This is a genomic window from Streptomyces sp. R818, from assembly GCF_056172735.1.
This window is the reverse complement of the sequence record NZ_JAOCNE010000012.1, coordinates 615,390-638,923: the sequence shown is the minus strand read 5'-3', so window position 1 is coordinate 638,923 and position 23,534 is coordinate 615,390. Positions and strand designations below refer to the sequence as shown.

Sequence of the window (23,534 nt, the reverse complement as noted above, 5' to 3'; positions counted from 1 at the left end):
TTCCAGTCCGCTCGGGGTACCGGACGATTTCTCGTCATGTTAACGCTATCTGGGCGGGCGGGCCTCGGCTGTCCACAGGCTGTGGGCAAGCGCACGCGCGTGCGAGATCATCCGGGAATGACCGACAACGGTGACAGCGACCTCGGGACCGGGGAAGAGAAGCAGGCCGCGCGGCGCCTCGCGGCCTGGCGGGGTGCGGAGCGCAGGCTGGCGCGGCGGCCGAGCGAGGCGACGCTCGGCGAGCGGCTCGCGCGGCTGACCGAGGACGCGTCCTCGGTGGCCGACCTCGCGGGCGACCCCGACTTCTACGGTGACGGGGTCGTCGCCGGCCTGGAGGAGAAGGTCGCCCGGCTGCTCGGCAAGGAGGCGGCCGCGTTCTTCCCCAGCGGCACGATGGCGCAGCAGGTCGCGCTGCGCTGCTGGGCCGGGCGGACCGGGAACCCCGCCGTGGCGCTGCACCCGCTGGCCCACCCGGAGGTGCACGAGCGCGACGCCCTCTCCGCGCTGACCGGCCTGCGCACGGTGCACCCCACGCGCGAGCCGCGCCAGCCCACCGCCGAGGAGGTGGCGGACCTGGACGAGCCGTTCGGGACGCTGATGCTCGAACTGCCGCTCAGGGACGCCGGTTTCGTGCTCCCGGACTGGGCGGAGCTGGAGGAGGTGTGCGAGGCGGCACGCGCGCGTGACGCCGTCGTGCACTTCGACGGGGCCCGCCTGTGGGAGTGCACGGAGCACTTCGGCCGCCCGCTCGACGAGATCGCGGCGCTCGCGGACAGCGTCTACGTGTCGTTCTACAAGACGCTCGGCGGGCTCAGCGGCGCGGCGCTCGCGGGCCCGCGGACGTTCATCGACGAGGCCAGGGCCTGGCGGCACCGCTACGGCGGGCAGATCTACCAGCAGTTCCCGCAGGTGATCGCCGCCCTCGCGGGTCTGGAGCGGGAGCTGCCGAAGCTGCCGTCGTACGTGCGGCACGCGCGCGTGGTCGCGCGGGCGCTGCGGGACGGCTTCGCGGAGGCGGGCGTGGCCTGGGCGGGGATCCATCCGGAGGTGCCGCACACGCACGAGTTCCGGGTGTGGCTGCCCTACGACGCCGAGGCGCTCACGGAGGCCGGGGTGGCACAGGCGGAGGAGACCAAGGTGTCCTTGTTCGGGCGCTGGTGGGCGACGGACAAGGTGCCGGGGCTTTCGGTCGGCGAGGTGACGGTCGCGGAACCGGGTCTGGAGTGGAGCGCCGACGACGTCCGCGCGGCCGTCGCGGACTTCGTGCGGCGGCTGCCGGGCCGGGCTTAGCGGCGGCACCCGGGGGTGGTTCAGCACCCGGCCACGAGGGGGTGGTTCAGCACCCGGCCGCGGGGGGGGGTGGTTCAGCACCCGGCCGCGGACCGCCCGCGGACGCCCGCGAGACGGCGGGTCAGCGCCGCGCGGACGCGGCCGCGGGCCGGGCGCCCGGCCAGGACCGCCTCGAAGCGGCGGTGGTCACGCAGCGCGCGGAGGGCGGCCAGGTCGTGCGTGCCGGGGACGGGCCCCGCGGGCTCGCCGCGCCGGGCGGCTCGGTAGACGTCGAGGGCGTACTGCTGGCTGACGGTCATGGCGAACACCTCGCTCGATCAGGTCCGGATCATGGCTTTTCCTGCGACTTGGCCCGACAGGGGCCGGGCTGTCGCGGTTCGGGGCCGACGACCACGAGGCTGCGCCGGGCCGCGGGCCTTGGTCACGCCGATTGACGGGAGCCGTCAATCGGCGCCCCGGTTGTCAGTGGCGGCGGGCACCATGGGGCCATGAGCGTGAGCATCGACATCACGGGCCTGACGCCCGAGCGCATCGGCGTCGTGCCCTCGCCCCTGGCCGAGCTCGGCATGGCGCTGCACGCGCTGGCCGAGCCCGCGCACCACCCGGGGCTCCAGGGGTGGACGACGAGCGTGACGACGCGCCTCGACCCGTGCCTCGCCGACCGGATGTGCGAGGCGGACTTCCTGTGGCGGACGACGTTCTCGGACGTGTTCACGCCCTCCGCGGCGATCGCCGGACGCCGCACCCGCCCCGGGGCCACGCTCACCGAGGAGCTGGACCTCCTGGACAAGCTGTCCGACGAGCAGTTCGTGGACGCGGCCCTGGAGTTCACCTGCCAGTCGAGTTACGCGAGCCGCTCCGTCAGCCGGCTCGACGACCCGCGCACCCGCGAGCGCGCGCTCGACCTCGCCGCCGCGCGCGGAGCCCACCAGGTCCGTTTCACGCAGCGCCTCCTCGACGACCCGCCCGGCGTGCGGAGCTGGTTCCGCGAGCTGCTGCGCGACTGCGAGGAGGCGTTCTTCGCGGACGTGTGGGCGCGGGTGCAGCACCAGCTCGCGGCGGACGCCCGGCACAAGACGGAGCTGATCCGCCGCAAGGGCCTCGGGGACGCCCTGAAGGCCACCTCCTCCGCCGTCTCGCTCGACCGGACGGGGCGCACCCTCGTCGTGGACAAGATCAGCGTCGGGGTCGCCACGGTCGGGGACGGCGACCTGGTCCTGATCCCGACCAGCATGGGCTGGCCGCACCTGTGGGTCCTGCACCGCGCGGGCTGGCAGCCGGTGATCACCTACCCGGTCTCGGCACCGGGGCTCACGGCGCCGCCCTCCGTCGAGCAGCTGACCCTGCGCATGTCCGCCCTCGCCCACCCGGTGCGGATGCGCCTGTGCCGCCACCTGGCGCGCGGCTCGTACACGACGAGCGAGCTGGCCGACGCGCACGGGATGTCGGCGCCGGAGATATCCCGGCACCTGACGGTGCTCAAGAAGGCGGGGCTCATAGCGACGCGCCGTCAGGGGCGCTATGTGCAGCACATGCTGGATCTGGGCGTGGTCTCGCGCCTGGGCGGCGACTTCATCGAGGGCGTCCTGCGCTGAGGCGCCGGGGCTCAGCGCCCGCCCGCGCGGACCAGCCCCGTCTCGTACGCGAGGACGACGACCTGGACGCGGTCGCGCAGGCCCAGCTTGGTGAGGATGCGGCCGACGTGCGTCTTCACCGTGGCCTCGGAGAGCACCAGGTGCGCCGCGATCTCACCGTTCGACAGGCCCTGGGCGACGAGGATCATGACCTCGCGCTCGCGTTCGGTGAGCCGGTCCAGCTCGGCGGCCTGCGGCTCCTTGGTGGAGCTGGGCAGCATCGGCGCGAACCGGTCGAGCAGGCGGCGCGTCGTCGAGGGCGCGACGACGGCGTCGCCGCTGTGCACGGAGCGGATCGCGGTCAGCAGCTCACCCGGCGGCACGTCCTTGAGCATGAACCCGGAGGCGCCCGCCTTGAGGCCGGAGAACGCGTACTCGTCGAGGTCGAACGTGGTCAGGATGAGCACCTTCGGCGGGTTCGGGTCCGCGCAGATCCGCCGCGTGGTCTCCACACCGTCGAGCTTCGGCATGCGGACGTCCATGAGGACCACGTCCACCGCTGTCGCGCGCAGCACCTCCAGCGCCTCGACGCCGTCGCCCGCCTCGGCGACGACCTCCATGTCCGGCTGCGCGGCGAGGACCATCCGGAAGCCGGTGCGCAGCAGCACCTGGTCGTCGACGAGCATGACCTTGATCGGCATCGGGCGGGTCCTCACCTCTCGTGGCGACTTATGTGAACTCAGTTGCTGGTACGTGTCAATGAGCGGACTTCAGAGGCAGCAGTGCGCTGATACGGAAGCCACCGCCGGGGCGCGGGCCCGCGTCCAGCGTGCCGCCGACCATACCGATGCGCTCCCGCATGCCGATGAGGCCGTGGCCGCGGCCGTCGGCGCCGCCGTCCTCGTACAGCTCGTGCGGGGCGCCCTTGCCGTCGTCCTCCACGAGCAGGCCGAGGCCGTCGTCGAAGTAGACGAGGCGGACGCTCGCTCCCGCGTTCGGGCCGCCGTGCTTGCGGGTGTTGGTGAGCGCCTCCTGCACGATGCGGTACGCGGTCAGCTCGACACCGCTGGGCAGCGGGCGCGGGGTGCCCTCCACCTTGAAGTCGACGGGGAGGCCCGCGGTGCGCACCTGCTCGACGAGGTCCTCGATCTGCTCGACGTCGGGCTGCGGCACGTACTCGCCGCCCTCCTCGTGCTCGCCGGTGCGCAGCACACCGAGCAGCCTGCGCATCTCGGCGAGCGCCTGGCGGCCCGTCCCCGAGATGGTCTCCAGGGCCTTCTTCGCCTGGTCGGGCGCCTGGTCGAGGACGTAGGCGGCGCCGTCGGCCTGCACCACCATCACCGACACGTTGTGCGCGACGACGTCGTGCAACTCGCGGGCGATCCGCGCCCGTTCCGCCGCGACCGCGACCTTCGACTGGGCCTCGCGCTCCTTCTCCAGGCGGGCCGCGCGCTCCTCCAGCTGCTCCAGGTAGGCGCGGCGGGTGCGCAGCGAGTCGCCGAGGACCCAGGCGAGGGCGAAGGGCACCATCTGGAAGACGGTGACCGCGATGTGCCCGGCGCCGCTGGAGGACATGGTGGGCCAGCGCAGCTCGGCGAGCGGGGCCGCGCACAGGCCGCCGATCAGGGCGAGCCGGGACGCCCAGCGGGCACCGCTCACCGCGACCGTGTAGATGATCACCAGCATGGCGAAGTCGGACGGGTTGGTCCGCGCGTCGAACACCAGCTGGGCCAGGCCCGCGACGATCGCGAGCACGAGCATCTTCTCCGGCATGCGCCGGCGCAACGCCACGACCAGGGAGAGGACGACGGCGCAGCCGATCGACACCGCCTCGTTCCCGCGCGGCGGCGAGCCGTTCGCGGTGGTGCCGCTCGCCACCGAGATCCCGAGCAGGATCACGGCCCAGAAGCCGTCGACCCACGTCGGGTGTCTGCGGAGGAAGTCGTAGAGGCGCCGAGGGTAGGCAGGCCGGGGGTGCCGGGGTCAACCGGAGGGCCGATCCGGAGCGGGCGCGCGTACTCCGCAAGGTGGAGGCGCATGCGCCCCCTGCGCATAGCCTTCGGGCGTGAGCAACGCAACTGAGGGCGTGGGACGCGGCTGGCGCGCCGCCATGGACGAGGCGCTCTACGGCCCGCACGGCTTCTACCGCAGGCCGGAGGGGCCCGCCGGGCACTTCCGTACGTCGGTCCACGCGTCGCCCTTGTTCGCGGGCGCGGTGGCCGAGTTGTTGTGCCGGGTCGACGCGGCGCTCGGCGCACCGGACGGCCTGACGTTCGTCGACATGGCGGCCGGGCGCGGCGAACTCGTCTCCGGCGTCCTTGCGGCGCTTCCGGAGAAAGTGGCCGCACGCGTGCGTGCCTGCGCGGTGGAGAAGGCCGACCGGCCCGCGGGGCTCGACGAGCGGATCGAGTGGCACGCCGAACCGCCCGCCGGGATCACCGGCCTCCTCTTCGCGAACGAGTGGCTCGACAACGTGCCCCTGGACGTCGTCGAGACAGACGAGGACGGCGCGGCCCGGCTCGTGCGCGTACGGGAGGACGGCGAGGAGCACCTCGACACCGCGCCCCTGGACGAGGCCACGCGGCGCTGGCTGGACGCCTGGTGGCCGCTGCCGGCCGAGCCGGGGCTGCGCGCCGAGGTCGGGCAGCCCCGCGACAAGGCGTGGGCGGCGGCCGTACGCACCCTGGAGCGCGGCCTCGCGGTCGCCGTGGACTACGCCCACGCGCGCGGGGCGCGCCCCCTGTTCGGCACGCTCACCGGTTTCCGGGACGGCCGCGAAACCGCTCCCGTGCCGAACGGCTCCTGCGACCTCACGGCCCACGTCGCGCTCGACGCGTGCGCCGTGACGCCGGGGGCCCGCGTCGTGTCGCAGCGTGCCGCCCTGCGCGCCCTCGGAGTCGCCTCGGGGCGCCCGCCGCTGGCTCTGGCGTCCCAGGACCCGGCGGCGTACGTCCGGGCGCTCACACGGGCGGGAGAGGCGTCCGAGCTGACCGCCCGCGGCGGGCTCGGCGACTTCGGCTGGCTGCTCGAACCCGTGGGCGTCCCGGAACCGGCGGCGAGGCTACTTGTCGATGTCGCCGACGACGAAGAACAGTGACCCGAGGATCGCCACCATGTCGGCGACCAGCGTCCCGGGCAGGAGTTCGGCCAGCGCCTGGATGTTGTTGTACGACGCCGAGCGCAGCTTGAGCCGGTACGGCGTCTTCTCGCCCTTGCTGACGAGGTAGTAGCCGTTGATGCCGAGCGGGTTCTCCGTCCACGCGTACGTGTGGCCCTCGGGCGCCTTGAGGACCTTCGGGAGGCGCTGGTTGACCGGGCCCGGCGGAAGGTCGGCGAGCCGGTCGAGGCAGGCGTCGGCGAGGTCGAGCGCGTTGTGGGACTGTTCGAGCAGGCACTCGAAGCGGGCCAGGCAGTCGCCCTCCTGCCGGGTGACGACCTTCAGGGTGTCCCGCAGCTCCCCGTAGGCGAGGTACGGCTCGTCGCGGCGCAGGTCGAAGTCGACGCCGGAGGCGCGGGCGATCGGGCCGCTGACCCCGTACGCGTGCGCGGCCTCGGCGGACAGGACGCCGACGCCGCGCGTGCGGCCCCGGAAGATCTCGTTGCCGAGGACGAGGCGGTCGTAGACGTCCATCCGGGAGCGCACCGAGGCGACGGCCTCACGCGCGCGGGTCGTCCAGCCGAGCGGCAGGTCCTCCTTGAGGCCGCCGACCCGGTTGAACATGTAGTGCATGCGGCCGCCGGAGACCTCCTCCATGACGTTCTGGAGCTCCTCGCGCTCACGGAAGGCATGGAAGACCGGGGTGATTCCGCCCAGTTCGAGCGGGTACGAACCCAGGAACATCAGATGGTTCAGGACCCGGTTCAGCTCGGCGAGCAGGGTCCGCAGCCAGACCGCCCGCTCGGGGACCTCCATGCCCAGCATCCGCTCGACGGCGAGCACGACGCCCAGCTCGTTGGAGAACGCGGACAGCCAGTCGTGGCGGTTGGCGAGCATCACGATCTGCCGGTAGTCGCGCGCCTCGAAGAGCTTCTCCGCACCGCGGTGCATATAGCCGATGACCGGCTCCGCGTGCTGGATGCGCTCGCCGTCGAGCACGAGACGCAGGCGCAGCACGCCATGGGTGGAGGGGTGCTGCGGACCGATGTTGAGCACCATGTCGGTGCTCTCCGCGGCACCACCGATGCCGACCGTGGCCTGAGTCGTGGGCGTCATGCGGACAGTCTCTCCTACGTAGGGTGGACGTATGGAAACGGGGATGACGGGGACCACGGGCGCCATGGGCCCTTCGGGCGAGGGTCCTGCACGGTCCGGGGCGCCCGGCGACGAGCCGGTGTGGACGGGCCTTCCGCCGGGGCTGCTCAAGCTGCGCAGACTGCTGCTCGTGTTGTGGCTGCTGCCACCGGCCGTCGCGATCGGCGTCCTGCTCGCGCTCTTCGCGGGCCCGCCCTGGGCGGCGTTCGCGCTGCTGCCGCTCGCGGTCCTCGCCTGGGGCTGGCCGATGCTCGGCCGCAACTGGCGCTCGTGGCGCTACGCCGAGCGCGCCGACGACCTGCTCATCAGCCGCGGCGTGCTGTGGCGTGAGGAAACGATCGTGCCGTACGGGCGCATGCAGCTCGTCGAAGTGACCTCGGGCCCTCTGGAGCGCAAGTTCGGCCTGGCCAGCCTGCAACTGCACACCGCGGCCGCCGCCACCGACGCGACGATCCCCGGCCTGAGCCCGGCCGAGGCGGAACGCCTTCGCGACCGCCTCACGGAGCTGGGCGAGGCCCGATCGGCGGGGCTGTGACGAGCGGGCCCGGCACCGAGGACGTGACGGCCGCGGCACCCGCGGGGCCACCGCTGCGGGAGCGGCGGCTGCACCCCGTCACCCCGTTCCGGCGGGCCTGGGCGCCGATAGCCGTGCTGCTCGGCTGGGCCGTGCACGACATGGACCAGGCGCAGCGCCAGCTCGCGCACCTGACCGGGGCCACCCTCTTCATCGGGCTCGCCGTCCTGGTGCCCGCGGCCGCCCTGTACGGCTTCCTCACCTGGTGGTTCACGCACTTCGCGGTGACCGACACCGAACTGCGCATCCGCACGGGCCTGCTGTTCCGCCGCACCGCGCACATCCGGCTCGACCGGCTCCAGGCCGTCGACATCACCCAGCCGCTCGCGGCCCGCCTCCTCGGCGTCGCCAAGCTGAAGCTCGACGTGGTGGGCGCCGACAAGAAGGACGAACTCTCCTTCCTCGGCGAGAAGGAGGCGCGCGACCTGCGGGCCGAACTGCTCGCAAGGGCGGCCGGTTTCGCCCCCGAGTCGGCGCACGAAGTGGGCGAGGCGCCCGCGCGCCAGCTCCTGCACACGCCCCCGCGCACGCTCGCGGTGTCCCTGCTCCTGACGGGCGCGCCCTGGGCGATGCTGCTCGCCGCGCTCGTCGTGCCGTCCTTCCTCTGGTTCGTCACCCACAACCTGTGGACGGTGATCGCGGCAGGGGTGCCGCTGGCCGGCGCCGCGTTCACGCACAGCGCGGGCCGCTTCATCTCGGAGTACGACTGGACGGTCGGCGAGTCCCAGGACGGGCTCCGCATCGACCACGGGCTGCTCGACCGGGCGCACGAGACGGTGCCGCCGGGCCGCGTGCAGACCGTCCGCCTCGTGGAGCCGCTGCTGTGGCGGCGGCGCGGCTGGGTCCGTGTCGAGCTGCACGTCGCCGGGTCCGCCAACTCCGTCCTTGTGCCCGTCGCCCCGCGCGGGCACGCCGAGGACGTCGTCGCGCGGATCCTGCCGGGCGTCGCCGTGCCCAAGCCCGCCGAGTTCGTGCCCGCGCCCCGGCGCGGCCGCTGGTGCGTACCGCTGTGGTGGCGGGCGTACGGGGTCGCCGTCACGGAGACGGCGTTCGCGGCGCGCCACGGGCTGCTGCGGCGCCATGTCTCCCTCGTCCCGCACGCCAAGGTGCAGAGCGTCCGCCTCACCCAGGGGCCGTGGGAACGGTGTCTGCGCGTCGCCAACCTGCACCTCGACACCGGCGCCAACAAGACGGTGACGGCCCGCCTGCGGGACGTGCAGGAGGCGTCGGAGCTGCTGCGCGCCCAGGCGGACCGGTCCCGCACGGGGCGCCGGGCGGCGCGGCCCGACCGGTGGATGAGCCAGAAGTAAGGCGCCCTACGAGGAGTAGGGCGCCCTGTGCGCACGTCTGGGGATCACGGGTACGGGGGTCAGGCTCGCAGGGCCGACCTCAGGTCACCGACGTCGATCTGCTCGGTCTCGTCGTGAGCGGTCAGGTCGATGACCTCCTGCTCGGTGACGTCGTTGTCGGCGCTGTCCTTGCCGGTTCCGTTCTTGCTGGTGCTGACCTTGCCGGTGCTGACCTTGCCGGTGCTGACCTTGCCGGTGCTGACCTTGTCGGTGCCGTTCTTGCTGGTGCTGACCTTGTCGGTGCTGTCCTTGGCCGGGTCGTCCTTGCCGACGACGGCCTGGTCGGCGGTGTCCGGCGCGGCGGGCTCCTGCTGCTGGGCCTGCGCCGTCTGCTGCCCCTGCGCCTGCCCCTGCTCCGTGAGCGCCTCGTGCTCGGCGAGCACCTCGTCGCCGATGACGTCGGCCAGGTCCTCGTCCGGCTCCCCGGCGGAGCCGTCCGTCGCGGAGCCGCTCGTGCCGAAGAAGTCGAAGCCGCCCTGCGGGACCTTGCGCGCGGGCGCCGGGGGCACCACCGCCGCGGCGGCCGGCACGGTGTAGTGGCCGGACGCCGCGCGGGACTTCCCCTGCGAATCGGCCTCCGCGGCCGGCTTCGGCTCGGGCCGGGCGAGGCGGTCGAGCGCCGCGTTGGCCCGCAGGTACAGGACCGGGGTGGCCGTGCCGCCCGGGCCACTGGCCACAGCGGGCAGCGCCTTCGCCGGGGCGGTGGCCTCTATGGCGAGGCGGCGCCGGCCCTCCAGGGCGCTGGCCCGTTCCGTCTCGGCGTTGGCGTACCGGCGCAGCAGCGCCGCGTGCTCGTTGCGCAGGCCCGCCAGTTCGGAGCGCTTCGCGCGGAGCTTGGCCTCGAGCCGGGAGCGCAGCTCGCGGGACTCCTCGAGGTCGCCCTCCAGCTCGGCCACCGCCTCCTCGTGCCGCCAGCGCTCGCTGGCGGCACCCCGGGTCAGCTCGGCGACCTGCTTGCCCGCGAGCCGGTCCCAGCGCCGCATCACCACGGCGCCGATCACGGCGGCGGCCGCGGCGGCCGCGGTGATCCCGCGGAGCACGAGCGGGTCGTCGGACAGCCAGACGCCGCCCGCGCAGACGAGGGGCACACCGGCGATCACCGAAGGGGGCAGCAGTCGGTGCAGGGGTGGGGAATGGCGGTGACGTCCACGTGGCATGGCCAGAAACTTACCGCGCGTAGGCGAATCCCGAAGCCCCGCCCGGCAAAATTCGGGCACAGGCGGCACAGAAAGCACCGGACTCACACCGGAAGACGCCCGGACCACCCGTTCCGTTCCCTCCCGCATCTCCGAAGGGCCTTCAAGATCATTTACCGATGAGGTCCTTGGACTCGAGATAGTCCGTCGCGACATCCGCTTCCTTCTGGCGTTCGGCGTCGACCTTGCGGTTCAACTCGATGAGGTCATCCGTGGTGAGCGTCTTCGTCAGCTTCCCGAGAACGTCGGATATCCCCTTGTCGCCCGCGTCCTTCGCGTTCACAACCGGAATGATGTTGTCCGCGTTCTGCAGCTTCTTGTCGTCCTCCAGGAGAACGAGGCCGAAGTTCTTCAGCGTCGCGTCGGTCGTGGTCGTCAGGACGAGCTGGTCCTGGCCGTTCTTCACGGCCTGCTTGGACTGCGTGGTGCCGACGCCCTTGGGGTCGATCCCCGCGACGTCGATGCCGTACGTCTTCTCCAGGCCCGGCGCGCAGAACGGCCGCTCCTCGCATTCGTCACCGGCCGCGATCTTGACCTTCTCGCCGGACTTGCCGAGATCGGAAAGCGTCTTGAGCTTGTGCTTCTCCGCGAAGCTCTCGCTCACCGCGAACGCGTTCTGGTCGACGGCCTCACCCGGGTCGAGAACCTTCAGCCCTTCCGGCTCGGCGAGCTTGCGCAGCGCCGCGACGGTGGCGTCGACATCGCTGGAGGCGACGGGCTTCGCGTCGGAGCCGTTCTTCTTCAGGTTGAGGAATTCGGCGAGCGTCGCCGCGTATTCGGGCACCACGTCGATGGCGCCCTTCGCGAGCTGCGGCTCGTAGATCTCCCGGTTCTCGACCGTCTTCACCGAGGCGTCGTACCCGGCGTCGGACAGGATCTGCCGGTACAGCTCGCCGAGCACCTTGGCCTCGGTGAAGCTGGCCGCGCCGATGACGACCTTGCCCTTCTTTCCGGTGTCGCCACCTGAGCCGTTCGAATCGTCCTTGCCCTCCAGGCTGTCGCCGCCGCACGCGGTGACGCCCGCGGTCAGCGCCGCGACCGCCACGGCGGCCAGAGCCATTCGACGCGTCCTGCTGTTCATCGCTCTCCTCGTTGCCTTCACGCCCGGCCCCGCATGGGGTCGAGCACCCGTCCCACCGCCACGAAAACGCCCTCCACGAGCAGCGCGAGGGCGGCCACCAGTACGGCTCCCGCCACGACCTGGGGCGTGTCCTGGAGGTTGAACCCGGCCGTGATGATCCGGCCGAGACCGCCCTCGCCGGCCATCGCCGCCAGCGTCGCCGTCGCGATCACCTGCACCGCCGCCGACCGCAGCCCGGTCATCACCAGCGGGTACGCCAGCGGCAGCTCGACCCGGGCGAAGACCTGGCGGCCGCTCATGCCCATGCCGCGCGCCGCCTCCACCACCGAGCGGTCGACCTCGCGCATACCCACGTACGCGTTGGTCAGCAGCGGCGGCACCGCGAACAGGACCAGGGCGATCAGCGTCGGCACGTCACCGTGGCGGCCCAGCGGTGTCAGAGTCAGCAGGACGAGGACGGCCAGCGTCGGCACCGCGCGCCCCACGTTCGACACGTTGATCGCGAGGGCGCCGCCCTTGCCGATGTGCCCGAGCCACAGGGCGAGCGGCAGCGCGATCAGGCAGGCCACGGCGAGCGCGACACCGCTGAAGTACAGGTGCTCGGCGAGGCGGTGCCACACCCCCTTCTCGCCCTGCCAGTTGGCTCCCGTGCTCAGCCAGTCCCAGGCCCCCGATATCGCGTTCATGCCACCTTCTCCGGCTCCACCGAGGCCGCGGCCGCGCTGTCACGTATTCGGCTCCCGCGCGCGGAGCGCCCGGCCGCCGTCCGCGTCGCCCGCGTCGCCCGCGTCCACGGGGTGAGCCACCGCTGCACGCCGAGGAGCAGCAGGTCCGCGAGGATCGCGAGCACCACGCAGAGCACCGAGGCGGTCAGCACCTGCGCCTTGAAGTCACTGTCGAGGCCGTCGAGGATCAGCGTGCCGAGGCCGCCGTAGTCGACGATCGCGCCGACCGTCGTCAGCGCCACCGTGGAGACCGTCGCGATCCGCACGCCCGCGAGCAACGCGGGCAGCGCGAGCGGCAGTTCGACCTCCCACAGCAGCCGCAGCGACCCGTACCCCATGCCGCGCGCGGCCTCTCTCGCCTCTTCGGGGACCGCCTGCAGCCCCGCCAGAATGTTGCGCACGAGAATCGTCAGCGAATACAGGACGAGCCCGGTGACCACCAGCGCGGCCGAGAGCCCGAAAAGGGGCAGCAGCAGCGAGAACATCGCCAAAGAGGGAATCGAGTAGACCACCGTCGTCAGCCCGAGCACCGGGCCGGCGAAAGCCCGCTTGTGCCGGGCGAGCAGCGCGAGCGGGAACGCGATCAGGACCCCGATCAGCACCGATGCCACGGTGATCCCGATGTGCTGGACGGTCGCGTCCACCAATTCCTGGCTGCGGGTGCGCAGATACTCCCCGCACACCCAGTCATTGGCCACCAGGCAGTTCTGCTCGCTCACCCCGCCCACCTCCCCCGCTTCCCCGAACGTATGTCAGTGATCCGTACACGCGCACGCACCTTTTCTGACTGTCGACGACCCTAGCGGGCAGCACTGACAATGGCCGATACCCGTCCCCTCCCCGCAACATTCCCTTCACACGACTGCCTTGCCGGGCCGTGTCCGTCGGCGCCGCGGCGCGGCAGAATGGGGTCTCATGATCCGGTTCGAGCACATCAGCAAGCGGTATGCGGACGGCACCACTGCCGTCGACGACCTGTCCTTCGAGGTGAACGAGGGCGAACTGGTCACCCTCGTCGGCCCCTCGGGCTGTGGCAAGACCACGACGATGAAAATGGTGAACCGGCTGATCGAGCCCACCGAGGGCCGGATATTCCTCGACGGCGACGACATATCCGCGATCGACCCCGTCCAGTTGCGGCGCCGGATCGGCTACGTCATTCAGCAGGTGGGCCTCTTCCCCCACAAGACGGTGCTCGACAACACGGCGACCGTGCCGCACCTGCTCGGCGTCAAGCGCGCCACCGCCCGCGAGCGCGCGGCCGAACTGCTCGACCTGGTGGGCCTGGACCCGAAGACGTTCGGCGACCGCTACCCGGAACAGCTCTCGGGCGGGCAGCGCCAGCGGGTCGGCGTGGCCCGCGCCCTGGCCGCCGACCCGCCGGTCCTGCTGATGGACGAGCCGTTCGGCGCCGTCGACCCGGTCGTCCGCGACCATTTGCAGACCGAGTTCCTGCGGCTCCAGCAGACGCTCAACAAGACCGTCCTCTTCGTCACGCACGACATCGAGGAGGCCGTCCGCCTCGGCGACCGCATCGCCGTGTACGGGCAGGGCCGCATCGAGCAGTTCGACACCCCCTCGGCCGTCCTGGGCGCCCCCGCGACCCCGTACGTGGCCGACTTCGTCGGTGCCGACCGGGGCCTCAAGCGGCTGTCCGTCACGCCCATCGAGGAGGGCGACCTGGAGCAGCCGCCCGTCGTCCACCTCGACGACCCGCTGCCCACGGAGCTCGACGCCCGCTGGGCCGTCGTCCTGGACCATGACAACAACCTGCACGGCTGGATCTCCGCCGAGCACACGCGCGCGGCGGCGGCGCAGGGCGGGGGCGGCACCGTGCGCGACCATGCCCGTCGCATGGAGGCATGGCTGCCGGTCGGCGCCTCGCTCAAGCAGGCGTTCGCGACGATGCTCCAGCACGACGCGGGCTGGATCGCGGTCATCGACGCCCGCTCCGAGGGCCGCTTCCTCGGCGTCCTGACCCCGGCCAGGCTGCATGAGGCGCTGCGCCGCTCCACGGCGGCGGACGCCCGCGACATCACGCGCGCGGAGGTCGAGCTGGAGACGGTGGCCCCGCTCGCCAAGTGAGGCACCGGTGACGTACGGCCCAAAGCACACCGCTTCGCTGTTTGCGGTGACTTTGCGACAGGGAGTGAACCAGGCTCCCTGTCGTCCCGTCCTAGAGGGCGCACGTCGCGGATGCCCGGTATGGCACCGCGTTCACGTTTCTCGCGGAACTACGGGAATGCGATGTCCGTCAGGAAAAAGGGTGAATCCGCTCCGGGGGCACCGGGCCGGGTGTGGCGCGTCCCGCGCGGTCCGCGGCCGGAGGCCGTGCCGCCCCTGATCGCCAGGGCCTGCGTCCTCGCCGGGTTCCTCGACATCGCCGCCGGCGTCTTCCCGCGGTTCCGGCACAGCCGGATGCACGCCCTGGCCGAGGTGATCCCCGGCACGCTCGGTCCGTTCGCCGCGGCCCTCGCGCTGAGCAGCGGCGTCCTGCTGCTCCTGCTCGCGCACGGCCTGCGGCGCCGCAAGCGGCGGGCCTGGCGGGCGGCCGTGGTGCTGCTGCCGCTCGGCGCCTGCGCGCAGTTCGCGTACCGGCACTCGGTCCTGGGCGTCGTCATCCCGCTGCTCCTCCTGTGGCTGCTCGCCAGGCACCACGGCGAGTTCGACGCCCCGCCCGACCCGCGCAGCCGCTGGCGCGCGCTCACCAACTTCGTGCTCATGGGCGCCGGTTCGCTGCTGATCGGCCTGGTGATCGTCAGCGTCCATCCGCGCAAAATGGTCGGCAGTCCGAGTCTCGCCGAGCGCCTGGAGCACGTCCTGTACGGCCTGTTCGGCGTCGACGGGCCGCTCGACTACACGGGCACCACCTCGCGCACGGTCGCGGTCTCCCTCGGCGCGCTCGGCATGGTCACCGCGCTCACCACCATTTACCTCGTGTTCCGCCCCGCGCAGCCGGCCGCGCGCCTCAGCCCGGAGGACGAGACGCGACTGCGCGCCCTCCTGGAGAAGCACGGCGCGCGCGACTCTCCGGGCCACTTCGCGCTCCGCCGCGACAAGGGCGTCGTGTTCTCGCCGAGCGGCAAGGCGGCCGTCCGCTACCGCGTCGTCTCCGGCGTCATGCTCGCGGGCGGTGACCCTGTCGGCGACGTGGAGGCCTGGCCCGGCGCCATCGAGCACTTCATGGACGAGGCGCGGGCCCGCTCCTGGACACCCGCCGTCACGGGCTGCTCCGAGACCGGCGGCGAGGTCTGGACCCGCGAGACCGGCCTGACCGCGCTCGAACCGGGTGACGAGGCGGTGGTGGACGTCGCGGACCTCACCCTGGCCGGGCGCGCGATGCGCACTGTGCGCCAGATGGTCAGGCGGATCGAGCGCCACGGCTACAAGGTGCGGGTGCGGCGCATCCGTGGCCTATGGAGTCGCTGCACAGGTTCAACGCCACGTTCCACCCGCGCCGGCAGCCCCGCCCCTGCGCCCACGCCCGCCGGGAACAAAGAACACGGGCTGCACAGACATGCCGCAGGGGCGCGGGGAACGGCGCGGGCAACCACGACGAGCCCGCGCCCGGCGACGCACGTCGCTGCCCTCCCCCGTCAGTCGCCCACCCCGGCGCGGGCCCACCGGGTCCGGCTCTAGGCTGGAAGCCATGAGCACGTCGCAGGTCCACCGCGGCCACGTAGCCCACCTCCCCGTCTGGGACCGCTGCGCGGTCATGGGCGTCGTCAACGTGACGCCCGACTCGTTCTCCGACGGGGGCCGCTGGTTCGACACCACCGCGGCGATCAAGCACGGCCTCGACCTGGTGGCGCAAGGCGCCGACCTCGTGGACGTCGGCGGCGAGTCCACCCGGCCCGGCGCGACCCGGGTCGACGAGGACGAGGAGCTCAAGCGCGTCATCCCCGTCGTGCGCGGCCTCGCGGGCGAGGGCGTCACCGTCTCGGTCGACACCATGCGCGCCAGCGTCGCCGAGCAGTCGCTCGCGGCGGGCGCGGTCCTGGTCAACGACGTGAGCGGCGGTCTCGCCGACCCGGCGATGATCCCGGTCGTCGCCGCCGCAGGGGCGCCCTTCGTGGTGATGCACTGGCGCGGCTTCCTGGAGGGCGCCACCATCCGCGGCAGCTACCAGGACGTCGTCGCCGAGGTCGTGAGCGAACTGCACGCGCGCGTGGAGGCCATCATCGAGGGCGGCGTCGCCCCCGAGCACATCGTCGTCGACCCGGGCCTCGGCTTCTCCAAGGAACCCGCGCACGACCTCGCCCTCCTCGCCCACCTCGGCGAACTCCGCGCCCTCGGCCACCCGGTCCTGGTCGCGGCCTCCCGCAAGCGGTTCCTGGGCCACGTCCTGGCCGGCCAGGAGGGCGCCCCGCCGCCCGCGCGCGAGCGCGACGCGGCCACCGCCGCCGTCTCGGCCCTCGCCGCGCACACCGGCGCCTGGGCGGTGCGCGTCCACGAGGTCCGGGCCACCGCCGACGCGGTCCGGGTGGCCCGCGCCGTCGAGGGAGCCCGGTGACCAGCACCGACACCCAGGCCGTCGAGGACGCGAACCGCGCCTACTACGAGGCGATGGAGCGCGGCGACTTCGAGGAGCTGACGTCCCTGTGGCTGGCGCCCGAGGACGTCTCCTACGCCGAGGACGCGGATCCGGACGACGCCGAGGACACCTCGATCAGCTGCGTGCACCCGGGCTGGCCGGTCCTCACCGGACGCGGCGAGGTGCTCCGCTCCTACGCGCTGATCATGGCGAACACCGAGTACATCCAGTTCTTCCTGACCGACGTACGGATCAGCGTCGTCGCCGACACGGCCCTCGTGACCTGCACGGAGAACATCCTCAGCGGCGGCCCCGCCCCCGCCGACTCCGACGAGCTGGGCCCGCTCGTCGGCCAGCTCGTCGTCGCCACGAACGTGTTCCGGCGCACCCGTGACGGCTGGAAACTGTGGTCCCACCACGCGTCGCCGGTGCTCGCGGAGTCGGACGACGACACGGACGGCGCGCGCCTCGCCGACAGCGCCGGTGACGAAGGCTTCCCCGACAACCCCGAGGACGGCGGACCACTCGCCTGAGTGGTAATCGCTCTTGCGGAACCGCGGAATCCCTTCCCGGGGTTGGTTTCCCGGCTCGCTGGGTATGGGCGGCTACCAGCCGCGGGCCCCACTGTCCATAGCCCCCGCGGGCGAGTGCTGTCAGTGCTCGCAGGTAGATTCGCCAGAGGCCGTCACGTCGACCGCACATCGGCGGGACCGGCCTTCACCGACGACTGCAGGAGTGATTCGCGTGGATCGTGTCGCGCTGCGCGGCCTCAAGGCCCGCGGGCACCATGGCGTCTTCCCCAAGGAACGCGAAGAGGGCCAGACCTTCATCGTGGACCTGGTGCTCGGACTCGACACCCGGGCGGCCGCGGCCGACGACGACCTGGCGAAGACCGTGCACTACGGCATCGTGGCGGAGGAGGTCGTCGCCGTCGTCGCAGGTGAGCCGGTCGACCTCATCGAGACGCTCGCGGAGCGCATCGCCCGAACCTGCCTGAAGCACGACGGGGTACTGGAGGTCGAGGTGGTCGTCCACAAGCCGGACGCGCCGATCACCGTGCCCTTCGACGACGTGACCGTCACCATCACCCGGAGCCGAGTATGAACCAGACTCAGTTCGACCCGACCGTCCAGCCGGTGCCGACCTCCGTGACGGAACAGGTCGACGCCGCCGACACCACCCTCTCCAACCCCCAGCGCGCCGTCCTCTCCCTCGGCGCCAACCTGGGCAACCGCCTGGAGACGCTCCAGGGCGCCGTCGACGCCCTGGAGGACACCCCCGGCGTCCGCGTCAAAGCGGTCTCGCCGGTGTACGAGACGGAGCCGTGGGGCGTCGAGCCCGGCAGCCAGCCCTCGTACTTCAACGCGGTGGTGGTGCTGAAGACGACGCTGCCGCCCGCCTCGCTCCTGGAGCGCGCCCACGCCGTCGAGGAGGCGTTCCACCGCGTCCGGGACGAGCGCTGGGGCCCGCGCACCATCGACGTCGACATCGTCGCGTACGCCGAGGAGGTCTCCGACGACCCGGTGCTCACGCTGCCGCACCCGCGCGCCCACGAGCGCGCCTTCGTCCTCGCCCCCTGGCACGACGTGGAGCCGGACGCCCAGCTGCCCGGCCGCGGCCCGGTCGCCACCCTGCTCTCCGGCGTGGCCAGGGACGGCGTGGCGCCGCGCGGCGACCTGGAACTCCGGCTGCCCGAGTAATCGTTAAGGTCGTGCGGGCAGGCCGAGAACACGAGGCCCAGGACACATGAGGGGCGACGTACGGGGATGAAGCAACTGCGCATCAGGACGCTGGCGGGCCTGTTCCTGGCCGCCGGGGTGCTGTCCTGGGCCGGCGCCCGGCTCTGGGACTCCCTCGGCACGCTGCCGAAGGTCCCGCTGGCCGCACCGATCGTCCTGGCGGTGATCGCCGCCGTGCTGCTCGCGACGGCCCTGTCCATCCGCTCCCGGCTGAAGGCCCAGCGCGAGCGCCGCCCCGAGGCGAAGGGCGTCAACCCGATGATGGCCGCCCGGGCACTCGTCTTCGGCCAGGCCAGCGCGCTGGTCGCGGCCCTCGTGGCCGGGATGTACGGCGGTACCGGAGCCTTCCTCCTGGAGTGGCTGGAGGTCCCGGCCCGCCGCGATCAGGCCATCTACGCCGGCTTCTCGGTCCTCGCCGGCATCGCGGTGATAGCGGCGGCCCTCTTCCTGGAGCGCATCTGCAAACTCCCCGAGGACGACGACACAGAGGGCACAGCCACGGCGGCCTGACCGACCAGGACCGGGCTCAGCGCCCGGCAGTCCGGGCTCAGCACCCGGCAGTCCGGGCTCAGCACCCGATGGATCAGGCTCAGCGCCCGATGATCAGGCTCATTGCCTCGTTGCGGGTCGCCGCGTCCCGCATCTGCCCCCGCACCGCCGAGGTGATCGTCTTGGCGCCGTGCTTGCGGACACCCCGCATCGACATGCACATGTGCTCGCACTCGACGACGACGATGACGCCGCGCGGCTCCAGGATCTCCATCAGGGAGTCCGCGATCTGCGTGGTCAGGCGCTCCTGGACCTGCGGACGGCGGGCGTAGACGTCGACGAGGCGGGCCAGCTTGGAGAGGCCCGTGATCTTGCCGTCGGAGGACGGGATGTAGCCGACGTGGGCGACACCCACGAACGGCACCAGGTGGTGTTCACAGCTCGACTGCACTTCGATGTCCTTGACCAGGACCATCTCGTCGTGTCCGAGGTCGAACGTCGTCGTCAGGACATCCTCGGGCTTCTGCCACAGCCCCGCGAATATCTCCCTGTACGCGCGTGCCACCCGGCCCGGGGTCTCCCGGAGGCCCTCGCGGTCCGGGTCCTCGCCGACGGCGATGAGCAGTTCGCGTATGGCGTTCTCGGCGCGCTTCTCGTCGAACTCGCCGATCGTGCCGTCGCCGTCCAGCGTCACCGGGTCGGTCATGAGGTGCCTCTTCTCGTCATGTGCAGGCGCGGCAGCGCAAAAGGCCGCGTCCCCCACACCGTAAAGCGTGGGGGACGCGGCCTGCATTCCGGGCCTTGTGTCGACTCGGGTCAGCTCTCGGGGCGGTCTTCCTTCACCGTGTCCACCGGGGTGGTGGTCTCGATGGCGGGTGCCGATCCGTTCGCCCCGTTCGTCAGCGACAGCTCCTTGGGGGAGAGCACCGGCGGGCGGGTCGAGGGGGTGCGGCGGGAGGAGCCGGTCCACGCGGGGCGGGCCGGGCGCTTCACGATCGGGGCGAAGATCTCGGCGATCTCCTCCTTGTTCAGCGTCTCCTTCTCGAGCAGCGCGAGGACCAGGTTGTCCAGGACGTCGCGGTTCTCGACGAGGATCTCCCACGCCTCGTTGTGCGCGGTCTCGATGAGCTTCTTGACCTCTTCGTCGACGAGCGCCGCGACCTCTTCCGAGTAGTCGCGCTGGTGACCCATCTCACGGCCCAGGAACGGCTCCGTGTTGTCACCGCCGAACTTGATCGCGCCGAGCCGCTCGGTCATGCCGTACTGCGTGACCATCGCGCGGGCCGTACCGGTGGCCTTCTCGATGTCGTTCGCGGCACCCGTGGTCGGGTCGTGGAAGACGAGCTCCTCGGCCGCGCGGCCGCCCAGCATGTAGGCGAGCTGGTCGAGCATCTCGTTGCGCGTGGTCGAGTACTTGTCCTCGTCCGGGAGCACCATCGTGTAGCCGAGGGCACGGCCGCGCGAGAGGATCGTGATCTTGTGGACCGGGTCGGAGTTCGGGGAGGCCGCCGCGACCAGGGCGTGTCCGCCCTCGTGGTACGCGGTGATCTTCTTCTCCTTGTCCGACATGATCCGGGTCCGCTTCTGCGGGCCCGCGACCACGCGGTCGATCGCCTCGTCCAGCATCTTGTTGTCGATCAGCTTCAGGTCCGAGCGGGCCGTGAGCAGCGCGGCCTCGTTCAGCACGTTCGACAGATCGGCACCGGTGAAGCCGGGGGTGCGGCGGGCGACGGCCGACAGGTCGACGTCGGGCGCGACGGGCTTGCCCTTCTGGTGCACCTTGAGGATCTCGAGGCGGCCCTGCATGTCCGGGCGGTCGACGGCGATCTGCCGGTCGAAGCGGCCGGGGCGCAGCAGCGCGGGGTCGAGGATGTCGGGCCGGTTGGTGGCGGCGATCAGGATGACGCCGCCCTTCACGTCGAAGCCGTCCATCTCGACGAGCAGCTGGTTGAGCGTCTGCTCGCGCTCGTCGTGACCGCCGCCGAGGCCGGCGCCGCGGTGGCGGCCGACCGCGTCGATCTCGTCGACGAAGACGATCGCCGGGGCGTTCGCCTTGGCCTGCTCGAAGAGGTCACGGACGCGGGAGGCGCCGACACCGACGAACATCTCGACGAAGTCGGAACCGGAGATCGAGTAGAACGGGACCCCGGCCTCACCGGCGACGGCGCGCGCGAGGAGCGTCTTGCCGGTTCCGGGCGGGCCGTAGAGCAGCACGCCCTTGGGGATCTTGGCGCCGACGGCCTGGAACTTGGCCGGTTCCTGGAGGAACTCCTTGATCTCGTGGAGCTCCTCGACGGCCTCGTCCGATCCGGCCACGTCGGCGAAGGTCGTCTTCGGGGTGTCCTTGGTGATGAGCTTGGCCTTGGACTTCCCGAACTGCATGACCCGGGAGCCGCCGCCCTGCATCTGATTCATCAGGAACAGGAAGACGACGACGATGAGGACGAACGGCAGCAGGGAGAGCAGGATGCCCACGAAGGGGTTCTGCTTCGACGGGGAAACGGTGTACCCGTCGGGGATCTGCTTGTCCTCGAACTTGGCCTGCAGACTCTTGGCCACGTCGACGCCCTGGTCGCCGATGTAGCTGGCCTGGATCTTGCTCGAGCCGTCGACCTTCTGGCCGTCCTTCAGCTCGGCCTTGATGGTGCTCTCATCGCCGGTGGTGAGCTTGGCCGACTCCACCTTGTTGTCGTTGATGGCCTGAATGACCTGGCCGGTGTCCACCGTCTTGTAGCCGCCGGACGAACCGACGACCTGCATCAACACGACCACGGCAAGGACGGCCAGCACGATCCACATGACCGGCCCACGGAAGTATCGCTTCACGTCCATCCATACGGAGCGATGACGCCCCGTCCCTCCTGCCATAGTGAGTTTGATAAGGCTGTTTGAAGCTGTTTGAAGAACTGTTCTTCGGACGGTACCCCAGCATTGTCACCCGACGCCGCAGGGGACGACCGACAAACGACCCTTCGCATGCTCCAACGGCGGGGAGCCCGGAAGGGTTCCCGGCCGCCTCGCGGGTGCTCAGCCGCCGTAGACGTGCGGCGCGAGCGTGCCGACGAACGGCAGGTTGCGGTACTTCTCCGCGTAGTCCAGGCCGTACCCGACGACGAACTCGTTCGGGATGTCGAAGCCGACCCACTTCACGTCGATCGCGACCTTGGCCGCCTCCGGCTTGCGCAGCAGCGTGCAGACCTCGAGGGAGGCGGGCTCGCGCGAGCCGAGGTTGGTGAGCAGCCAGGACAGGGTCAGCCCGGAGTCGATGATGTCCTCGACGATCAGGACGTGCTTGCCCTTGATGTCGGTGTCGAGGTCCTTGAGGATCCGCACGACGCCGGAGGACTGGGTGCCCGCGCCGTACGAGGACACGGCCATCCAGTCCATCGTGACGGGGGTGGACAGGGCGCGTGCCAGGTCCGCCATGACCATGACGGCGCCCTTGAGGACCCCGACGATCAGCAGGTCCTTGCCCGCGTACTCCGCGTCGACCTTGCCGGCCAGTTCGGCCAGCTTCGCGTCGATCTCTTCCTTGGTGATGAGCACCGACTTGAGGTCGGTGCTCATGTCTTTCGCGTCCACCCGCATCACTTTCGGTCGTCCCACCGGCCGCCGCGACGTGAGCCGCGGTGTCAGCCTTGCCGGATGACCAGTCTGCCACCCTGCCGCTGAGCGAGGACTTTGCCCGGGAGGTTGATCTCTCCCTGGCCGCGCCAGCCGGTGATCAGACGGTCGACTTCCTCGATGTGCCGGGCGAAGAGCGCGCCGGCCGGGGCGCCCGCCTCGATGGCGGCTTTGCGCAGGATGCGGCGGCGTACGGCGGGCGGGAGCGCGTAGAGCTTGGCGCATTCCAGGAGCCCTGCCGCGTCCCGTACGGAGTCGGCGGCTTCTCTGGCCCAGGTGTCGAGGGCGTCCGCATCGTCCCGGGAGAGCTGGGCCGTACGGGCGAGCGCCTCGACGACGCCCTTGCCGAGCGCCTTCTCCAGGGCGGGCAGTCCTTCGTGGCGGAGCCGGGAGCGGGTGTAGGCGGGGTCGGTGTTGTGCGGGTCGTCCCAGACGGGCAGGTGCTGCACGAGGCAGGCCTTGCGGGCGGTCTGCCGGTCGAGCTGGAGGAAGGGGCGCCGGTAGCGGCGTTCGGCCCCTGGCCGGCCGGAGACGGGGGCCATGCCGGACAGGGAGCGGATGCCGGAGCCGCGGGCGAGACCGAGCAGGACGGTTTCGGCCTGGTCGTCGCGGGTGTGGCCGAGCAGGACGGCGGCGGCGCCGTGGCGCTGGGCGGCGTCGTCGAGGGCGGCGTAGCGGGCGTCGCGGGCGGCGGCTTCGGGGCCGCCTTCGCGGCCGACCCGGACGGCGACGGACTCGGCGGGGTTCAGGCCGAGGGCGGTCAGACGCAGGACGACATCCTCGGCCCGGGCGTCGGAGCCGGGCTGCAGACCGTGGTCGACGGTGATGCCGCCGGCGCGGACGCCGAGCTTGGGCGCCTCGAAGGCGAGGGCGGAGGCGAGCGCCATGGAGTCGGCGCCGCCGGAGCAGGCGACGAGCACGAGGGGGCCGTGCGGCTGCTCGGTGCCGGGGGGCTGGGGTTGTGAGCTGAGGATGTCGTGGAGTACGCGGCGGACCGCCAGGCGTATCGCCGCGACCGCAGGATGGGGACCCATGTCCGGTTCCCTTCGTTCCGTGTCTGGGAGGTGGGCGCCAGAAAGAGAGCTGGCTCAGTCGCTCAACGCTTGT

General features: G+C 71.8%; 23 protein-coding genes and 1 pseudogene. 13 read left to right on the top strand and 11 right to left on the bottom strand.

What is annotated here, in order from left to right; genetic code table 11:
• Nucleotides 1-117: 117 nt before the first annotated feature.
• Nucleotides 118-1,290, top strand: a complete 1,173-nt coding sequence (locus tag N5I75_RS29275; RefSeq protein ID WP_476682247.1) for a threonine aldolase family protein — start codon at nt 118-120, stop codon at nt 1,288-1,290.
• Nucleotides 1,291-1,364: 74 nt separating this feature from the next.
• Here N5I75_RS29275 and N5I75_RS29270 read toward each other — a convergent pair whose 3' ends face one another.
• The gene (locus tag N5I75_RS29270; protein ID WP_476682245.1) at nt 1,365-1,589 is read right to left on the bottom strand and encodes a hypothetical protein; all 225 of its coding nucleotides are present in this window, start codon (nt 1,587-1,589) and stop codon (nt 1,365-1,367) included.
• Nucleotides 1,590-1,778: 189 nt separating this feature from the next.
• Between N5I75_RS29270 and N5I75_RS29265 the strand changes: the two genes are divergently transcribed.
• Nucleotides 1,779-2,885 (top strand): DUF5937 family protein, encoded by a 1,107-nt coding sequence (locus N5I75_RS29265; RefSeq protein WP_476682243.1) that lies wholly within the window; start codon nt 1,779-1,781, stop codon nt 2,883-2,885.
• 11 nt (nt 2,886-2,896) lie between these two features.
• On the opposite strand, the gene N5I75_RS29260 is transcribed toward N5I75_RS29265, so the two are convergent.
• Nucleotides 2,897-3,565: a response regulator gene (locus tag N5I75_RS29260; RefSeq protein ID WP_476682241.1), complete on the bottom strand. Its 669-nt coding sequence runs from the start codon at nt 3,563-3,565 to the stop codon at nt 2,897-2,899.
• A gap of 55 nt (nt 3,566-3,620) precedes the next feature.
• The gene (locus N5I75_RS29255) at nt 3,621-4,763 is read right to left on the bottom strand and encodes a sensor histidine kinase (RefSeq protein WP_476682239.1); all 1,143 of its coding nucleotides are present in this window, start codon (nt 4,761-4,763) and stop codon (nt 3,621-3,623) included.
• Nucleotides 4,764-4,929: 166 nt separating this feature from the next.
• Between N5I75_RS29255 and N5I75_RS29250 the strand changes: the two genes are divergently transcribed.
• A complete protein-coding gene (locus tag N5I75_RS29250; protein ID WP_476682237.1) occupies nt 4,930-5,961 on the top strand; it encodes an SAM-dependent methyltransferase in 1,032 nt (343 codons plus the stop codon).
• On the opposite strand, the gene N5I75_RS29245 is transcribed toward N5I75_RS29250, so the two are convergent.
• Complete coding sequence (locus tag N5I75_RS29245; RefSeq protein ID WP_476682235.1) at nt 5,926-7,077, bottom strand: NADH-quinone oxidoreductase subunit D; 1,152 nt, start codon at nt 7,075-7,077, stop codon at nt 5,926-5,928. The genes N5I75_RS29250 and N5I75_RS29245 overlap by 36 nt on opposite strands.
• Nucleotides 7,078-7,108: 31 nt before the next feature.
• Here N5I75_RS29245 and N5I75_RS29240 point away from each other — a divergent pair, with 31 nt between their 5' ends.
• Genes N5I75_RS29240 through N5I75_RS29230 form a run of 3 tightly spaced genes read left to right on the top strand, consistent with a single transcriptional unit; the run spans nt 7,109 to nt 10,358 of the window.
• Nucleotides 7,109-7,651, top strand: coding sequence for a PH domain-containing protein (locus tag N5I75_RS29240; protein WP_476682233.1), 543 nt, complete (start codon nt 7,109-7,111; stop codon nt 7,649-7,651).
• Entirely contained in the window at nt 7,648-9,000 is a 1,353-nt protein-coding gene (locus N5I75_RS29235; RefSeq protein ID WP_476682231.1) for a PH domain-containing protein, read from the top strand. The genes N5I75_RS29240 and N5I75_RS29235 overlap by 4 nt, the downstream gene beginning before the upstream one ends.
• On the top strand, nt 8,982-10,358 hold the full coding sequence (locus N5I75_RS29230) for a pentapeptide repeat-containing protein (RefSeq protein WP_476682367.1): 1,377 nt from the start codon (nt 8,982-8,984) through the stop codon (nt 10,356-10,358). Before N5I75_RS29235 ends, N5I75_RS29230 begins: the two co-directional genes overlap by 19 nt.
• Here the strand turns inward: N5I75_RS29230 and N5I75_RS29225 are convergent.
• Genes N5I75_RS29225 through N5I75_RS29215 form a run of 3 tightly spaced genes read right to left on the bottom strand, consistent with a single transcriptional unit; the run spans nt 10,345 to nt 12,760 of the window.
• The gene (locus N5I75_RS29225) at nt 10,345-11,316 is read right to left on the bottom strand and encodes an ABC transporter substrate-binding protein (RefSeq protein WP_476682229.1); all 972 of its coding nucleotides are present in this window, start codon (nt 11,314-11,316) and stop codon (nt 10,345-10,347) included. The genes N5I75_RS29230 and N5I75_RS29225 overlap by 14 nt on opposite strands.
• Nucleotides 11,317-11,333: 17 nt before the next feature.
• The gene (locus N5I75_RS29220) at nt 11,334-12,002 is read right to left on the bottom strand and encodes an ABC transporter permease (protein ID WP_476682227.1); all 669 of its coding nucleotides are present in this window, start codon (nt 12,000-12,002) and stop codon (nt 11,334-11,336) included.
• Nucleotides 11,999-12,760: an ABC transporter permease gene (locus tag N5I75_RS29215; protein ID WP_476682225.1), complete on the bottom strand. Its 762-nt coding sequence runs from the start codon at nt 12,758-12,760 to the stop codon at nt 11,999-12,001. The genes N5I75_RS29220 and N5I75_RS29215 overlap by 4 nt, the downstream gene beginning before the upstream one ends.
• A gap of 196 nt (nt 12,761-12,956) precedes the next feature.
• On the opposite strand from N5I75_RS29215, the gene N5I75_RS29210 reads away from it, so the two are divergent.
• The 7 genes and pseudogenes from N5I75_RS29210 to N5I75_RS29180 all read left to right on the top strand — a co-directional run bounded on the left by N5I75_RS29210 (nt 12,957) and on the right by N5I75_RS29180 (nt 18,824).
• Entirely contained in the window at nt 12,957-14,126 is a 1,170-nt protein-coding gene (locus tag N5I75_RS29210) for an ABC transporter ATP-binding protein (protein ID WP_476682223.1), read from the top strand.
• Nucleotides 14,127-14,288: 162 nt separating this feature from the next.
• A pseudogene (locus N5I75_RS29205) lies at nt 14,289-15,458 on the top strand (phosphatidylglycerol lysyltransferase domain-containing protein); the annotation flags it as partial.
• A 232-nt stretch (nt 15,459-15,690) separates the two neighbouring features.
• Complete coding sequence (gene folP, locus N5I75_RS29200) at nt 15,691-16,554, top strand: dihydropteroate synthase (protein ID WP_476682221.1); 864 nt, start codon at nt 15,691-15,693, stop codon at nt 16,552-16,554.
• Nucleotides 16,551-17,108, top strand: coding sequence for a nuclear transport factor 2 family protein (locus N5I75_RS29195; RefSeq protein WP_476682219.1), 558 nt, complete (start codon nt 16,551-16,553; stop codon nt 17,106-17,108). The genes folP and N5I75_RS29195 overlap by 4 nt, the downstream gene beginning before the upstream one ends.
• A gap of 211 nt (nt 17,109-17,319) precedes the next feature.
• A complete protein-coding gene (gene folB / locus N5I75_RS29190) occupies nt 17,320-17,679 on the top strand; it encodes a dihydroneopterin aldolase (RefSeq protein ID WP_476682217.1) in 360 nt (119 codons plus the stop codon).
• A complete protein-coding gene (gene folK, locus N5I75_RS29185; protein ID WP_476682215.1) occupies nt 17,676-18,275 on the top strand; it encodes a 2-amino-4-hydroxy-6-hydroxymethyldihydropteridine diphosphokinase in 600 nt (199 codons plus the stop codon). The genes folB and folK overlap by 4 nt, the downstream gene beginning before the upstream one ends.
• 66 nt (nt 18,276-18,341) lie before the next feature.
• The gene (locus tag N5I75_RS29180) at nt 18,342-18,824 is read left to right on the top strand and encodes a DUF3180 domain-containing protein (protein WP_476682213.1); all 483 of its coding nucleotides are present in this window, start codon (nt 18,342-18,344) and stop codon (nt 18,822-18,824) included.
• Nucleotides 18,825-18,903: 79 nt separating this feature from the next.
• On the opposite strand, the gene folE is transcribed toward N5I75_RS29180, so the two are convergent.
• From folE to tilS, 4 genes are all read right to left on the bottom strand, one after another.
• Nucleotides 18,904-19,509, bottom strand: coding sequence for a GTP cyclohydrolase I FolE (gene folE, locus N5I75_RS29175; protein WP_476682211.1), 606 nt, complete (start codon nt 19,507-19,509; stop codon nt 18,904-18,906).
• Nucleotides 19,510-19,619: 110 nt separating this feature from the next.
• Nucleotides 19,620-21,635 carry an ATP-dependent zinc metalloprotease FtsH gene (gene ftsH, locus N5I75_RS29170; RefSeq protein WP_476682209.1) on the bottom strand — a complete coding sequence of 672 codons (2,016 nt, stop codon included), beginning with the start codon at nt 21,633-21,635 and terminating at the stop codon, nt 19,620-19,622.
• A gap of 195 nt (nt 21,636-21,830) precedes the next feature.
• Nucleotides 21,831-22,370, bottom strand: coding sequence for a hypoxanthine phosphoribosyltransferase (gene hpt / locus N5I75_RS29165; RefSeq protein ID WP_476682207.1), 540 nt, complete (start codon nt 22,368-22,370; stop codon nt 21,831-21,833).
• A 65-nt stretch (nt 22,371-22,435) separates the two neighbouring features.
• Nucleotides 22,436-23,461: a tRNA lysidine(34) synthetase TilS gene (tilS, locus tag N5I75_RS29160; protein ID WP_476682205.1), complete on the bottom strand. Its 1,026-nt coding sequence runs from the start codon at nt 23,459-23,461 to the stop codon at nt 22,436-22,438.
• Nucleotides 23,462-23,534 lie beyond the last annotated feature (73 nt).